Source organism: Thalassotalea marina, from assembly GCF_014656435.1.
Taxonomy (GTDB): domain Bacteria; phylum Pseudomonadota; class Gammaproteobacteria; order Enterobacterales; family Alteromonadaceae; genus Thalassotalea_C; species Thalassotalea_C marina.
This window is the reverse complement of record NZ_BNCK01000001.1, coordinates 320,169-335,210: the sequence shown is the minus strand read 5'-3', so window position 1 is coordinate 335,210 and position 15,042 is coordinate 320,169. Positions and strand designations below refer to the sequence as shown.

Sequence of the window (15,042 nt, the reverse complement as noted above, 5' to 3'; positions counted from 1 at the left end):
AGCATAAGTTTGCTAATCTTAAAGGGTTCCGGGTAGACCAGCCCAGAACACCAGTTTAAACAGTGTTGTCTAACTTGGTTGAATTAGTAGTGGTGCAGTTACAGGGGTGTTGGTGCGCTTATTAATTTACTCAAAACGATGCTGTTTACCAAGCAGGCTCTGTTCTCCCTAGAGCCTGCTTGACCTCTACGATGTTTTTACATACCCTGTGCTCGGTCCGACTTTATTATCTGGCAATATTTCAACCAATGAAAAAAGCTATCATTGATCTTAGTTTATTTTTTCCTTATCAACTCTCGCAGTTACAAGCGACAGTAAGTAATTGTATTGCTCAAGTTTATGGTGGTAAATACCAGTTGAGCCGACAAGAATGGCGAGTGTTGGCCACCTTAAATAACCAAGAAGCCTTAAATGCTAGCCAAATAGGTGAACAATGCGACTTAGACAAAATGCCAACCAGCAGGGCAATAAAGTCACTTGTTGAAAGGGGCTTGATTCTGCGCAGAGAAGATACACAAGATAAACGCGCGTCGTTGCTTTCATTGTCTGATACAGGGCAAAATTTGATGCAAGACATCGCACCGCTTGTTCTTGCGCAAGAGCAGGAAATTTTGTCTGCGCTTTCTCCAAAAGAGCAAGCCACCATGGTTAAGCTTTTAGAGAAATTGCAGGCACACGCCAACAGCCTAAATCACTAGGCTAAACGCTTTACTTCATCTAATTGGATTACTTGCGCCGATGACATTTGATCCGACCAATGCATGATTTCCAAACGCCCTGTGTTGGTTTCTATCATAAAGGTGCAGTTTTCAATCCAGTCGCCATCGTTGCAATATAAAATACCGTCTTTCTCTCTAATATGTGGATGATGAATATGACCACATATCACGCCATCTAAGCCGCGTTTCTTTGCCATATCAATGGCAGCATCTTCAAATAGGGTAATGGCAGACTTTGCCTTTTTTACACGTACTTTTAGATATTTAGCTAAAGACCAATAACCATAACCTAAGCGTTTACGAAAAAAGTTAGTCCAGCGGTTTAAAAACAAAAGAAAGTCATATGCACTATCACCAACAATGCGGTTAATACGACTAAATCGAATAACATTATCCAATTCATCACCATGCATCACTAACATACGACGATTATCTTTAGTTTGGTGAATGTATTGTTTATGCACCTCAACAGCACCAAACTTTTCACCAATAAACTCTCTAAAGTTTACGTCATGATTTCCCGGGATATAGATAACGCGACACTTCTTTTTTGCCATTTTCATGATTTTGCTGATCACTTTATTATGAGCAACTGGCCAATAAAACCGACGACTCAAAGACCAAACATCGATAATATCACCAACGAGATATAAAGTGTCACATTCGAGTCGGTCTAAAAAAGACAAAAGGTATTCTGCTTTACAATCTTTATAACCAAGATGTACATCAGAAATCCAAACGGCATGAGCAGTAATTTTTTCTGGTAAATTGACATTCGACATTGTGTTTTCTTATTGAGCTGGTTTAAACCAGACTAAAAACAAAATATGTCATTTAAGAGACAGGCTGTTTACATTTTTTTGACCAAAACAGATAAAATACTGTCGCGTAACACATCACCTTTAACAGGCTTGGCAACATGTAAATTCATGCCAGCTTCAAAACTGCTTTCTCTGTCTTCATTACGAGCATGAGCTGTCATCGCAATGATCGGTAATTCAGTTAATGACATTTTTTCTCGAATATATTTTGTCGCGGACAAACCATCCATTACCGGCATTTGAATATCCATTAACACCACGTCAAACGATTGCTGTTCAAGTAATGTTATGGCAACTTTACCATTTTCAGCAACGGTCACCTGAGCGCCCAGCGCCTTTAACAGTTCTTTGGCCACCAACTGATTAACCAGGTTATCTTCAACCAATAAAACTTGAATATTAGTTAAATCTTCTGTTACCTGCTCAGCAATGACTTCTGAACAAGATTGAGAGTTTGAACATGCTCCCTTAATAGTAACGTCTCTCCTTGCAGATAATGCCGTTATGGCTTGATAGAGACTGTAACGATACAAAGGAAGCTCACAAACGGTATATGGCAAGTTATATTGCTCAAGCAGCATAAACTTGTCACTGTCACTATCATCATATTTGCTCTGCACGATAGCCAAATGACAATGGCTACATTGCTCCATTGATTGACACACATGATTAGCAATAATAGCGCAGTATCTGTCATTCACTTGTGCCGTATGAACAAAAACTAAACTCGGCAATTCACTATTTATATCGTTAACGTCAGATAATTCAGCAATATGTAAATACTGATAATGTAAGTTTTCAATTAGCTTGATAAATGGCGCTGGTAACTGCTCTCCAATACTAATAACCTGATATGACTCTTTGAAACGGTTAGTATCATCTTCTATCGGCTCAATAAACGGTAAAACAAAACTAAATTCAGCACCTTGACCACTGTCGCTTTTAAGTTTTATCTCACCGCCAAGTATATTAATAATACGCTGACAAATAGATAAACCAAGCCCTGAACCGCCGTACTCACGAGTCATTGACTCGTCTGCTTGCATAAAAGCTTCAAAAAGTTTTTCTTGCTTGTTTTTTGCTATTCCAATACCGGTATCTTTAACACTAAACCTAACAAGAGTCTCCTCTCCACCTTTAGCGATCACATCGAGCTTGATAGAAATTTTACCTTGGTGAGTGAATTTAGCGGCATTATTGAGTAAGTTACTAACCACTTGCACTAAACGCATGTCGTCAGTTAAAACAAGAGCAGGCACCTGTGCATCTATTACAACATCTAATGCTAAATTTTTGGCATGAATGGCATCCGAGTTAAGTTTTATCGCTCGATTGATGATTTGATCTAAACTGCAGCTATCTTCAACCATCTTCATATTGCCTGATTCAATTTTGGCAAGATCTAGCAATTCATCTACTAAATGTAACAGTGCATCAGAGGCGTCTTGAGCATGCGAAATATGTTGCTTTTGTTGACTGGTGAGCCCTGTTTTATCTAACAATGTGTGCATCCCTTGAATAGCATTGATTGGGGTGCGAATTTCATGACTCATATTAGCCAAAAACTGACTTTTTGCTTGGTTAGCAAGTTCTGCCTGCTCTTTTGCTTTTGCCAATGCCGCATTAACGGCATATTGCGAGGTAACATCACGGATAACCACAATAGTACCTAAAATTTGTCGCTCCTCGTTATAAAACTCAGAAGAGAACAACTCATAGGTATTATCTACCGTTGCAACTACCTTAAAAATACCATGGTGGCTTTCTTTAACATCATCGCCCGAAATCGCTTGTTTTAGCGCCCGACCCAATTCATTGTTAATGAGATCGCCCGCTTTTTGCCCTAACATTTGCACTTCGGCTAAATTAACAAAACGTTCAAAAGCCAAATTACAGCCAATTAGGTGACCATTTGAATCATTAAAGATCAGATAATCAGGAATTGCGTTCATTACCGAGCGCAAAATGGCGTAATCATGCTGGTGTTGGCGACTTTTCTCTAAAAGTGCCTGCGTTTTCTCGTTCACTCGCATATCGAGTACATTATTTTGATCACGTAGTTGCTGAAGTAAACTACGGTTTTGGCTAAAGATATCACCAACAATATCAAACCATTGACGCCAGCCAATTGGCGCAGTTATTTTGCCATGATCGCCCTGAGCACTATATGCAATATGACTAATAAAGGCTTCTGTTGGTTTAATAAACGTTTTTCGTGTTACAAAGTAGATGATGCTTAACAAAGACAATAAGCCAAAAGAAAGTAACGAAAATAGCCACATGAATCGTTCGAAAATTGGTTCAACAAAATCCTCATAAGGCTTGTATTTAATCAGTTTCCAACCTGTTGTATTTAACGTTTGCTGCAACACTAAATAGTCATTGTGCTTAAAAGAAAGCGGTTGATTATTGCCGGTAAAAAGCCGCAATTCGCTTAACTCAGGTGGTGCTAATTGTTGCCACTGTAAAGGCGAATTTATCGCAACACTATTTCGAAACTTGTGCAACAACACATTTTCTCGCTCATTGAGTAACACATAGTGATAACTGTTACTGTCATCTAGTGATAATGCGTCATGCAACTTTGCCAAGTCGATATTAATGACAGCGGCACCAACAAATGTCTCATCTCGGTAAACACCTGCCGAGGCTGAGGTATATAAGCTATTAGCTGACGCACTCATTTGTGGTTGTGACCACACAACATGTGAATCGTCATGATTCATGCGTGCCAACTTATGAATTTGCTCTGAATTAATTAAAGATTTGGAATACTGCCAGTGTTTACGGCCAATCCATGGATAAATACCAACAAACTGCTTCATGGATACGTAATAAAACCACTTAGCCATACCATTAACGCCCTGAGCACTAATAAATGCGGGAGTTAATGCAAATGTCATAGATAACTCTTTTTGAGCTTGTGCATCTAGCTGGTCAAATTGCCCTTGGCCAGTAATATTAACGCTCAGATGATGACGCTGTTCAATAATATCGCGACGCTCAAAATTTAAAAAATATTTGTCACCGTCCTGATTAAACTTAGGCAAGGTGACACGTTGTTCATCAGCGAAGTTAAGATAATAGCTCGCAAATGACTGAATAGCGGTAAGTGAATCAACCGTTTGTTGTAACGACTTGTTAAGTATTTTCGCTTGGTGGACTAGTTGTTTATTCTCGCTGTTTTCAAAAGACGCTAATTCTTCGTAATAGCGATAACTCGCCAACATCAACGAAACCAACATAATGGCAATAAACACACCAAATATAGATAAGGTATAGCGTGTTACAACTTGATATTCAGTAGTTAACCTAGGCTTCATGGAACAACAACTTTAAAATGCATTGCTCGATAATAAACGGATTTTTGATAAAAATCATGCGGTGATTAAGCATCAATAAGCCAGAAAGAGTAAAAAGAAGACCTATAACAAATTTATCAGGCACTTGCTCTAAGACGCTTTTACAGGATGTTTACTCTGGTTCATAACAACCTCTGTTAAACAAGCTACTCCCTGTCACTGTTTCCAAGGTCGCATGATTAATTCCATAATGTTGAGCTAAAAACTGTTTAATCGGCGATAAATCTTGAATGACTTCTGTTTTTAAATTAATCGACGCCTCCAAGTAAATGCTCTTATCATCAAGCTGCCAAACATGTATATGTTGAACTTTATCAACCATATCTAGCTGTTCAATGTCTTTTGTAAGCTGTTCAATATCAATATTTACAGGTGTTGCCTGCATCAATATCCTGATGGTCTGTTTGGCTAAAACTATGCCGTGATAAATAACGTAAACAGAAATGCCAATTGTCGCTATTAAATCCACGATATACCATTGATATAAAATAATAAGCGTGCCAGATATAATAACCACTACCGACGCCAATGCATCTGAGATGTTATGGATAAACGCGGCTTTTAAGTTTAGATTATCTTTTGCTCCTGATTTATAAGTTAGCACTGCAGTCAAGACATCAATAACCAGAGCAATTCCTGCTATCCACACAACAATCCAACCATCAATAGATTCAGGATTTATAAATTTGCTAAAGGCTTCATAAATCAAATACAAACCGATTAATATCAGGGTCGTACTGTTAATTAAAGCCCCGATAATTTCTGCCCTTTGGTAACCAAAGGTCATCTCACTATTCGCTGATTTTCTAGCGATTTTGCGAGCTATCATGGCGATCAAAATAGCACCAGCATCACTAAGATTATGTAATGCATCAGCAATTAACGACAAACTTCCAGAGACCAATCCACCTATGACCTGTGCTATGGTCAATAAGATATTTATAAAAACAGCCAATGATAGTTTTCCATCGTGTGAATGATGATGGTGATGGACATTTGACATATCTAATCTTCCTTCTTTTTTGCTATTTAATGTTTAGCATTAACTGAAATATTGTTCTTTATTACGTTTAATCTCAAAGGCTACAATTAAGTTATTTTAAAAGGCAATAGGCTCATTATGAGTCGATAACACCAAAGTAAGTAAGCAATTTAAAATAATCAGCAGCTAGCAATAATTGTTTAGCTTGGCATGTGCCAATATCTAATGTGTGCCTACTCCAAAGTGAAGTAGGCTTTGCTATAACCTTTACCTCGTAATTTCTGCAATTTTTCCGCGAGAAAACCATGTGTATAACACAGGTAAAACAAACAGGGTCAGCAAGGTAGCGGTGACTAATCCTCCCACAATAACACTGGCAAGCGGCCGCTGAATTTCGGCACCTACGCCGTTCGACATTAACATAGGGATCAACCCCAATGCTGAGGTAATTGCTGTCATTAAAACCGGTCTTAATCTTGAAGTGGCGCCTTGAAATACCGCGTCGTCTCTTGGGATACCATCTTTGATTCGCTGATTAATACTTTCAACCATCACTACACCATTTAACACGGCAACACCAAACAAGGTGATAAAGCCAACCGAACTGGGCACAGATAAGTACTGACCTGATAAATATAATGAAAAAATGCCACCGATAATGGCGAGCGGAATATTCACTAAGATCAATAACGCTTGCCCGACCGAGCCAAAGGCAAAATACAGTAATAAGGCAATCAAACCGAGTGACAGCGGCACTACAATTGCCAGACGTTGCTGCGCACGTTGCTGGCTTTCAAATTGCCCACCAATCGCTACGGAATAGCCCGCAGGTAAATCAACTTGGCTGTCAATCGCTTGTTGAATATCAGCAACCACACTGCCCATATCACGACCTTGCACATTAGCCTGTATAACCACGCGGCGCTGAACGTCATCGCGTCGAACCTGAGGAGGCCCAGATTCAAAACTAACACTCGCAACATCACCTAAGCGCACCCAAGCACCACTGGGTGATTGCAAACGAATATCAGCAATGGCTTCTTGGTTTTGGCGAAATTCTTGGTCAATGCGCACATAAATATCATAACGTTCATTGCCATTAATAATTTGCCCTGCAGCAACACCACCAATGCCATCTCTAACTAAGTCCATGATATCGCCAACCGACAAGCCAAAACGAGACAACTGTTGTCTGTTCGGCGCGATCACCAATTGCGCTTCACCGGCGATTTGCTCTAATGCAACATCACGCGCACCACTGACAGTTTTTATTACGTTTTCTATTTCCTGCCCTTTGGCAGCAAGCACATCGAGTTCTGGGCCAAACAATTTGATAGCAAGTTGTGCTTTTACTCCTGAAAGTAGTTCATCCACTCGAGTAGCAATAGGCTGGGAAAAGTTGAGTAATAGGCCGGGAAAGTCAGATAACTTTTCTTCCATCAAGTTTTGTAATTCATAACGATTGCTAGCACTTGACCATTGCGCTACTGGCTTAAGACCAATGTAAATTTCAATATTGTTCACTGGCTCTGGATCGCCACCAATTTCAGCTCGACCAATGCGACTAAGTGCATAAGTGACTTCAGGAAACTCCATGAGTTTGTTTTCCAAGATTGGCGCTACCTTTAAGGCAGTGTCTAAACTTGAAGATGGCGCAAGTGTTACCCTTAAATTGATGGTGCCTTCTTCTAACTCAGGTACAAACTCTGTTCCTATTTTGGGCACAATAGCTAAAGCAAACACCACCAAAACAATAGAGCTACCAACAACAACAAGGCGGTGTTTTAAGGCAATGGCTAAGCTTTTTTCATACCCTTTGGCTAGCGGCTTTAAAACAAAGCTCTCTTTTTCTTTAACACCATTTTTAAACAGATAGGTTGCCAGTGCTGGTACCACCAATAAAGCCACTGCGATGGCACAGACGATTGCTAAAATAATACTGATCGCCATCGGTTGGAATAACTTGGCCTCTACCCCTTCAAAACTAAATAAAGGAGTAAACACCACTAAAATAATAGAGGCAGCAAAAAACACTGGGCGAGCAACTTCTTTGCCCGCAATTTTAAGCCGTAATTCTATACCGTGATCGTCATGGCTAACCCAATGTGGGTCGGTATCGTCTTCAGGTACTCGCATTTTAACTTGATTTTCATGAGTGTCGTCAGGATGATTCAAATGCTTAACCATGTTTTCCACCATCACCACTGAGCCGTCCACTAACATGCCTATGGCAACGGCGATTCCTCCCAGTGACATTAAGTTGGCTGAAATGCCTAGCCACGCCATTAACATTAGTGCAAAACCTATCGAGATAGGGATAGAAATTAACACCAAAAACGTCGCTCTCAAGTTCATCAAAAATAACGCCAGCACCACGCAGATAAATACAAATGCTAATGCCAAGGCATCAACGACGGTATTAACCGCCTTTTCGATTAAATCAGCTTGATCGTAAAAGGGCTCAAAACTAACACCTTGTGGTAAAGCACGATTGATCATAGCAATACGATTATTAATGCCATCGATTGTTGATTTAGTGTTAGATCCCATACGTTTAAGCACGATACCTGAAACTACCTCACCTAATTGCTCTATGTCTCCATTGCTCGCTCTGCGCGTCATGGTGACTGCACCTTGGCGAATCTCACTGCCTATTTTGACCTCTGCTATATCGGCAACAGTAACGACCGTTCCCTCTACCGTTTTAATCGGTACCTGTTTAATGTCAGCAACACCTTGCTCACCACTTTGAAACCAGCCTGTACCGCGAATAACTAGCTGCTCTTGACCTCGGTTCATATACCAGCCACCGACATTGGCGTTATTGCGTTCGAGAGCGTTAGTTACATCTTCTTGGGTTAATTCATAAGAAAGTAACAGCGCAGGATCTACATTAACTTGGTATTGTTTAACGTCACCGCCAAACGATAAAACATCAGTGACACCATCAACCGGCATAACAAGCAATTTAACAATCCAATCGTTAAGGCTTCTTAATGCCATCGCGTCGTAACCACTGTCTTTATCGGCGATAAGCAAATATTGGAACACTTGTCCAAGCCCTGAGGTGTTAGGTCCCATTTCAGGTGTACCAACACCTTCTGGGATCAACTCTTTGGCAGCTTGTAAGCGTTCAAACACCAGTTGTCTGGCAAAATAAATATCCGTGCCTTCTTTAAAAACCACGGTAACGCCTGATAAACCGGTTTTAGAAATAGACCTAACTTGCTCAACGTCAGGTAGGGCATACATTACCGCTTCAATAGGGTAAGTGATCAACTGCTCAACCTCTTCCGCAGCTAAACCCGGCGCTTCGGTGTTCACTGCCACTTGCACATTCGTGACGTCAGGAAAAGCATCTAGATTAAGTTTTGGGATGACGATACTGGCACAGGCGATGGCGATAAAAAGAGCGATCAACACCAGCAGTCTGTTGTTAACAGACCAATCAATAATCTTATTAAACATGGCTTCCCCCTAGTGGTTATGTGGATCAAAACCGCTTTTGGCGATTTGAGATGCGACAAAAAAAGCGCCTTTTGTCACCACCTGACTACCAGGCTCTAAACCAAATATTTCTCGGTTATTGCCCAGTGAGCGACCTAGGGTTACCTCAACGGCTTTGAACTCACCAGGGTGCTGTTCAACAAACACTGTCCAGTCGCCATCCGCGCTGCGAACTAAGGCACCTTCTGGCACTGCCATAACTTTTTCTTGGGTATTAAAATGAAAATAGATTTTAACAAACATGCCAGAATGTAAGCGGTCACTTTCATTGGCGACTGACAATCTGACAATACGTGTTCTCGTTTGCGGGTCAATGGTGTGAGCTTCTTGGATCACCTTGGCGGCAAACTTTTGTTTGGCAAATTCAACAGTTGCAGGAGAATTAAGCGATATATTTAATTCTTTGTTTGGCGCCACTTTGGCTTCTACCCAAAGATCCTGTTCATCCGCTAGTAACATTACGGAATCACCAGCTGCCACACGCTGCCCTTGTGTAAAGTCATCTTGTAGAACCACACCGGCACGTTGGGCGATAAGCGAGTATTGGCCAAGTGTTTTAGAGTGTTTAATGGAAATGTCACCAATAGCTTGCTCTGTCATGCCCAGCGCAATAAGTTTGCCAAACGAAGCATTAAACGCGGTTTCCGCTTGCAGCAACTGGCTTTCACTTATCGTTGAATTACCTAGCTTTTTAACCCTTTGCCATTCTGTTGATGCCACTAAATAATCTGCCTGAGCTTGTGCCATCGCTTCACTAAACAAAGTCACCAACACTTGCCCTTGCACAACGTGTTCACCTAAGGTGGCATGACGACGAATAACGACAGAATCTGTGCGCGGTGAAACGATATAACTTTTATAGCCGTTCGCTTTTACTTCACCGGGCGCATAAATAAAGCGTGAATGAAATTGCGGGGTAATTGACTTAACTAAAATATCCGCTAGTGTCATTTGCTCCTGACTAAAACTAACGCCCTCTTCATGCTCTTCATCGGCATCTTCTTGTTTATTTTGCTGTTCTTGAGTATCAAGGCCAGCTGAAGGACTATGTTTATCTGCTTTGTTAGCGCTATTTTCATCTTCACTATGTTGATGTTCTTGTGCTGTATCATTTGATAATTGGGATGATGACAATGCCAAGGCTATTGTATTTTGTGCATTAATTTCATTGCTTTGACTAAAACCGGTTAACGGTAAAGCGACAGCCACGCCAAGCAATAGGCGATAAGCCATGCGAGATATATTAAAATCTTTCATGTACATTACTTCTATTCAAATATTAATGAATACCAAGCGACCGTAAATTAGTAAGGCGATTGGTATGACAGCCCGTTAATAGCCAGTGGCCTCAGGCAAATTTTTTGAACAGATTAAGCAATTGGAGGGCGTAGAGTTGCTTCTTTTCTTGCTATAGGAGGAGGGGATAAAAATAACTCAGGGTTAGTCGAAGTACTCACCCATGGGTTGATCACATTTTTTAAAAACACCCATGATAAATGGCTGCCACTGCAGTGACCGCAGTGATGGCAATCACTAATTTCGTGATCGCCAGCGTCTTGTGTATTTTGCACTTGAACAAAGTCTTGGTCATGAGAATGTTCGGTTTTTAAATGTGCTACGTCAACTTGATGACTTTCAGTCGCCGACACAACAGGAGCGATCGATTGCAAGACAATCGACAGTACTACTAGTATGTTGACAAACAACGTTCTCAATTTACGCTTCCTCTAACCAAGTTGAGTCAGTCTAACGATAAAACATATACTGCGCAATGAAACATTTTTAATGTGCAGTTAATACCAATTGGTATGAGCTATATGAACACAAAAAAACACTAAAGTTCGTTTAATTTAAAACTCATACTCAAGCAATAAGCGAAAACTATGGTCTTTTCCAGATTGAGATATTTCTGAAATAAAACCTGCTTCCCATTTTATTTGCTCTTGCCTATCGATTCTAAAAATCCCCATAAAGGCAGGGCCAATACCAAAAAAGTCTTCACCACTGTACACTTCGATTGCAGGTTGCAACTCTGGGATCCAACGATAGCGATATTTGAGTCGAAACTCTCCTTCAATTTCGTCTTTAATTGTGTCACCCCATTCGTAAACGGCAAACAGGTTCATGGTTAAGCTCGTGCGACCAAACTCTTTTTCAAACACTATGCCAGAGGTGACTTCCCAGTCGTTGCGGCGATGGATCTTCTCAACCTCTAACATTACCGCCCAATCAGCCCATTTTTCACCTTGTTCAGTTAACATCCAGCGAAACTCAAGCTCATAGGCTGCTAAGCCAAAATCTTCATCAGCGGTTTTTTCACCAACCAAATACGCTTCAACCATCAGTCGTTCACTGATTGCTTTACCAAACGCAATACGTTGACCTAACAAGTTATTTTCACTAGTTTGCCTTGATAATAAGCGCCATTCTAATTCAGTTTCATTAGGCAACACATAAGGGTGGTAAACTTTGTCAACGACAATACCATCAGCTTGAACAAGCCCACTTATCATTAACAATAAGAGCGTGACAATTCTCATTGCAAACCTCCCATAGGATTCAGTTTTGCCCGAGATAATTTACGTGGCAAAACAATAACAGCAGCAAACAGGATTAAACTGAGCAGATACACCACGGCATACTCAGTGGTAGGAGTAGAGACATAACCAAACATGGCCTTTAACAAATATCCATATTCTGAGCTATCTGCAACCCATTGGCTGCTGTTCCATAATACACGACCAGAGTTAAGCACATCAATTTGCTGTAACTGATAAAGTGTTTGAGCCAAAAAGCCCGCTAGGTATAACGCCCAAACAAGCAACAAAACAATCGGCCGATTTCGCCTTAAGCTATTAAGTGTTAAAGCAAATAAAGCAGTAAAACTAACACAAATCCCTAAACCAAATGAAGCACCTACTAAGGTACTGACAAGTGTTTGACTGCTGACTAAAAAGGTCGAAAAGTACAAGAAAAATTCACTAAGATTTATTGCGATATATCCTGCTATTGAGACAATCAATATCAGCTTTTGTACAATATTAATCGGTTTTGCCGAGATAAAAATAATACAGCTCATTAACAGAGCAAAGTAAACTGCAACATCAATCACGGTGTAGAGAAGTTCAAGTCCACCACCATCAAACAACTCACTGAGTGACTCAATGTGAGAATTAAGCAACCACATTCCTGCCAAGGTCAATAACAACAATAAAATAACGTCTCGGCGGGTCATCAGCTGGGGAATATGAAACATACTGATAAAGCTCAACATAATAAACACTGGCAATACATCTTTGACAAATAAAATCACGGTGTTAATCAACATGGTTTGCCTCCACGACTATGGTACCTCGGGCTGTATTAGGAAAATATTCGCCAAAGTATTCATAGCGTCCCGCAGGCAGAGGACCGATAAAAATATGCCCTTTTTTGCCGGGGAACAGTACTTTTTCTCGGTTAAGATCAAAACTATCAAATTCTTCCATCGTATCGTCTTTATTAACGATCACTAGTTTCACCTTAGTGTTGGCAGGGATCACAATTTCCGAAGGAACAAACACATGATTTTGCAGCGTCAGATAATACTCTTTTGTTTTAGCTGATAACGAAGCGCTAATTAACATCAGTAGTGAAACGAGAAAGAACCTGTCCTTATTAGTTCGAACCATAAGCCACCTTTTCTTTGATTGGTAAGGTGATAGCAACTTTTAACCCACCAAGCACAGAATGTGATAGAGCTATTTGTCCTTGATGCAATTGCACAATATGACTGACAATAGAAAGCCCTAAGCCACTGCCCGTTTGTTCATGCTGCTTTGCACGGTAAAAACGCTGAAACGCTTTTTCCATTTGTTCATCTGTCATTCCGCATCCTGAGTCTTCAACTACACATACCACACTCTCATCAAATCTTTGTGCGCTGATGCTAATTTCACTGGTTATTCCGCTATATTTGATAGCATTTTTTACTAAGTTATCAAATAAGGTTTCAAGAGAAAACTTATCGGCGATTAAGTAAATTTGTTCTGTGTTTAATGATATCGATTGCTGCTGTTCTTCAATCAAAGTGTAATTATTAGCAATCACTTCTTGCAGTAAGCTTTCTAAATTCACTTGCTCTTTTTTCGCTTGAAAGTTCTCTGGTGTGGTGCGATTTAGCGCAATAACTTGCTCGATTACATGTGCCATTCTGTCGGTATTTTTCTCAAGTTCTTCAAGATGATGCGCCTGAATGTCACCAGCCTCAAAAGCCACTTTAATATTATGACTATTAAGTTTTAACACACTAATGGGGGTTCTCAGTTCGTGTGCCGCATTACTGGCTAACGTTTTTTCGCGCTCAAAGGCTGCACAAAGCCTTGTTAATAACCCATTGATAGTCGTTTCGATCGGTACTAAATCGCTGGTATTTGCATGAACAGCGATCGGTGATAAGTCCGATGCATGTTTTTGTTTTACTTGTGCAGACAAATCTCTAAGTGGCTGCAAGCTCTTTCGAATTGCCAGATAAATTAACACACCAATCAGAGGGATCACGTAAACGATTGGTAATACCGCTTGTAATAACACCTCTTCAATGGATTCAATTCGTTGCGAAACGGGCTGTGCAACGATGACGTGTATTTCATCCTCAATCATAGAGTAGTAACGCCAGCGATTGCCTAAAAAACTTTTATAACCAAAGCCATTAACTTCTGAAGAGATAAGGCTTTCAGGCGCATTGACGCTTCTAGAAAGTAGTATTCCTCGCTGCCATATTTGGAAAGCAAAAGCCGAATGAGTATCAACCGGCTCAGTAGATAACGCCATTGGGCTATTTTTTAGTGTATACGCTATCGATTGCATCTCTTGATCAAACACATCGGTTAACTTGTTATTGCTAGCTTTAAATCCTTGTAATGCAGCACTAAAAGTCGCTAGTACAACAACCGATAGGATCACAATCAATAAATAGCGTTGAATGGTCATTTACGTTTTGCTCACCACGTAGCCAACACCACGCACTGTTTTTATAAAATCATTAGGTAATTTTTTACGCACATTGCTGATATGTACTTCAATGGTATTTGAGGCTACTTCTTCGCCCCATTCATACAATTTGTTTTCTAGTTGCTCCTTCGACAAGATACGGCCGATGTTTTCCATCAATGATTTAACAATCATGTATTCTCGTCGAGATAAGTTGACGGGCGCATCATCAACATCAATAGTATGAGATTGTGTATCCAACGAAACACCTTTATGAGCAATAATTGCCGATGAATGTGTTCCTAAACGACGTTCTATTACCCTCAACCTAGCAAACAACTCCTCGGTACTAAAAGGTTTAGCGAGGTAATCATCAGCCCCTAAATCTAAGCCAGCCACTTTATGTTCAATGCCGTCTCTTGCCGTTAAAATTAGTACGGGTAATGTTTTGTTTTCGCTTTTTAGTTGTTTTAGTACCTGCAAGCCATCCATGTCTGGCAACCCCAAGTCTAACACCACACAATCATATGGATTGACCTTGTTGGCCAATAATGCCTCTTTACCTGACGAGACATTATCGACACTGTAACCTTGATGTTTAAGCGATTCTTTTAATCCACGCGCAAGCTGGATATCGTCTTCAATTAATAATATTCGCATGCCTGTCCATTTTGGCGTTT

General features: G+C 40.4%; 12 protein-coding genes. 1 reads left to right on the top strand and 11 read right to left on the bottom strand.

Annotated features, from left to right (window positions below):
- Positions 1-248 precede the first annotated feature (248 nt).
- Positions 249-698: a MarR family winged helix-turn-helix transcriptional regulator gene (locus IE199_RS01460; RefSeq protein WP_189766940.1), complete on the top strand. Its 450-nt coding sequence runs from the start codon at positions 249-251 to the stop codon at positions 696-698.
- Here the strand turns inward: IE199_RS01460 and IE199_RS01455 are convergent.
- From IE199_RS01455 to IE199_RS01405, 11 genes are all read right to left on the bottom strand, one after another.
- Positions 695-1,501, bottom strand: coding sequence for a UDP-2,3-diacylglucosamine diphosphatase (locus IE199_RS01455; protein WP_189766939.1), 807 nt, complete (start codon positions 1,499-1,501; stop codon positions 695-697). The genes IE199_RS01460 and IE199_RS01455 overlap by 4 nt on opposite strands.
- Before the next feature lie 68 nt (positions 1,502-1,569).
- Positions 1,570-4,863, bottom strand: a complete 3,294-nt coding sequence (locus tag IE199_RS01450) for an ATP-binding protein (protein ID WP_189766938.1) — start codon at positions 4,861-4,863, stop codon at positions 1,570-1,572.
- Positions 4,864-5,014: 151 nt separating this feature from the next.
- Complete coding sequence (locus tag IE199_RS01445; protein WP_189766937.1) at positions 5,015-5,905, bottom strand: cation diffusion facilitator family transporter; 891 nt, start codon at positions 5,903-5,905, stop codon at positions 5,015-5,017.
- A 246-nt stretch (positions 5,906-6,151) separates the two neighbouring features.
- Positions 6,152-9,352, bottom strand: coding sequence for an efflux RND transporter permease subunit (locus tag IE199_RS01440; protein WP_189766936.1), 3,201 nt, complete (start codon positions 9,350-9,352; stop codon positions 6,152-6,154).
- Between the two features lie 9 nt (positions 9,353-9,361).
- Complete coding sequence (locus tag IE199_RS01435) at positions 9,362-10,648, bottom strand: efflux RND transporter periplasmic adaptor subunit (RefSeq protein WP_229854463.1); 1,287 nt, start codon at positions 10,646-10,648, stop codon at positions 9,362-9,364.
- Between the two features lie 113 nt (positions 10,649-10,761).
- Entirely contained in the window at positions 10,762-11,106 is a 345-nt protein-coding gene (locus IE199_RS01430; protein WP_189766934.1) for a DUF2946 family protein, read from the bottom strand.
- Positions 11,107-11,241: 135 nt separating this feature from the next.
- Entirely contained in the window at positions 11,242-11,931 is a 690-nt protein-coding gene (locus IE199_RS01425; RefSeq protein WP_189766933.1) for a hypothetical protein, read from the bottom strand.
- The gene (locus IE199_RS01420; RefSeq protein WP_189766932.1) at positions 11,928-12,719 is read right to left on the bottom strand and encodes a hypothetical protein; all 792 of its coding nucleotides are present in this window, start codon (positions 12,717-12,719) and stop codon (positions 11,928-11,930) included. The genes IE199_RS01425 and IE199_RS01420 overlap by 4 nt, the downstream gene beginning before the upstream one ends.
- A complete protein-coding gene (locus IE199_RS01415; protein ID WP_189766931.1) occupies positions 12,709-13,062 on the bottom strand; it encodes a cupredoxin domain-containing protein in 354 nt (117 codons plus the stop codon). Before IE199_RS01415 ends, IE199_RS01420 begins: the two co-directional genes overlap by 11 nt.
- A complete protein-coding gene (locus IE199_RS01410; RefSeq protein ID WP_189766930.1) occupies positions 13,049-14,362 on the bottom strand; it encodes a sensor histidine kinase in 1,314 nt (437 codons plus the stop codon). The genes IE199_RS01415 and IE199_RS01410 overlap by 14 nt, the downstream gene beginning before the upstream one ends.
- Positions 14,363-15,022, bottom strand: coding sequence for a response regulator (locus IE199_RS01405; protein ID WP_189766929.1), 660 nt, complete (start codon positions 15,020-15,022; stop codon positions 14,363-14,365).
- Positions 15,023-15,042: the final 20 nt, after the last annotated feature.

Excerpts from the sequence above, each read along its gene's own strand:
- IE199_RS01460 (WP_189766940.1), top strand. The coding sequence starts at position 249 with ATGAAAAAAGCTATCATTGATCTTAGTTTATTTTTTCCTTATCAACTC.
- IE199_RS01455 (WP_189766939.1), bottom strand. The coding sequence starts at position 1,501 with ATGTCGAATGTCAATTTACCAGAAAAAATTACTGCTCATGCCGTTTGG.
- IE199_RS01450 (WP_189766938.1), bottom strand. The coding sequence starts at position 4,863 with ATGAAGCCTAGGTTAACTACTGAATATCAAGTTGTAACACGCTATACC.
- IE199_RS01445 (WP_189766937.1), bottom strand. The coding sequence starts at position 5,905 with ATGTCAAATGTCCATCACCATCATCATTCACACGATGGAAAACTATCA.
- IE199_RS01440 (WP_189766936.1), bottom strand. The coding sequence starts at position 9,352 with ATGTTTAATAAGATTATTGATTGGTCTGTTAACAACAGACTGCTGGTG.
- IE199_RS01435 (WP_229854463.1), bottom strand. The coding sequence starts at position 10,648 with ATGAAAGATTTTAATATATCTCGCATGGCTTATCGCCTATTGCTTGGC.
- IE199_RS01425 (WP_189766933.1), bottom strand. The coding sequence starts at position 11,931 with ATGAGAATTGTCACGCTCTTATTGTTAATGATAAGTGGGCTTGTTCAA.
- IE199_RS01420 (WP_189766932.1), bottom strand. The coding sequence starts at position 12,719 with ATGTTGATTAACACCGTGATTTTATTTGTCAAAGATGTATTGCCAGTG.
- IE199_RS01415 (WP_189766931.1), bottom strand. The coding sequence starts at position 13,062 with ATGGTTCGAACTAATAAGGACAGGTTCTTTCTCGTTTCACTACTGATG.
- IE199_RS01410 (WP_189766930.1), bottom strand. The coding sequence starts at position 14,362 with ATGACCATTCAACGCTATTTATTGATTGTGATCCTATCGGTTGTTGTA.
- IE199_RS01405 (WP_189766929.1), bottom strand. The coding sequence starts at position 15,022 with ATGCGAATATTATTAATTGAAGACGATATCCAGCTTGCGCGTGGATTA.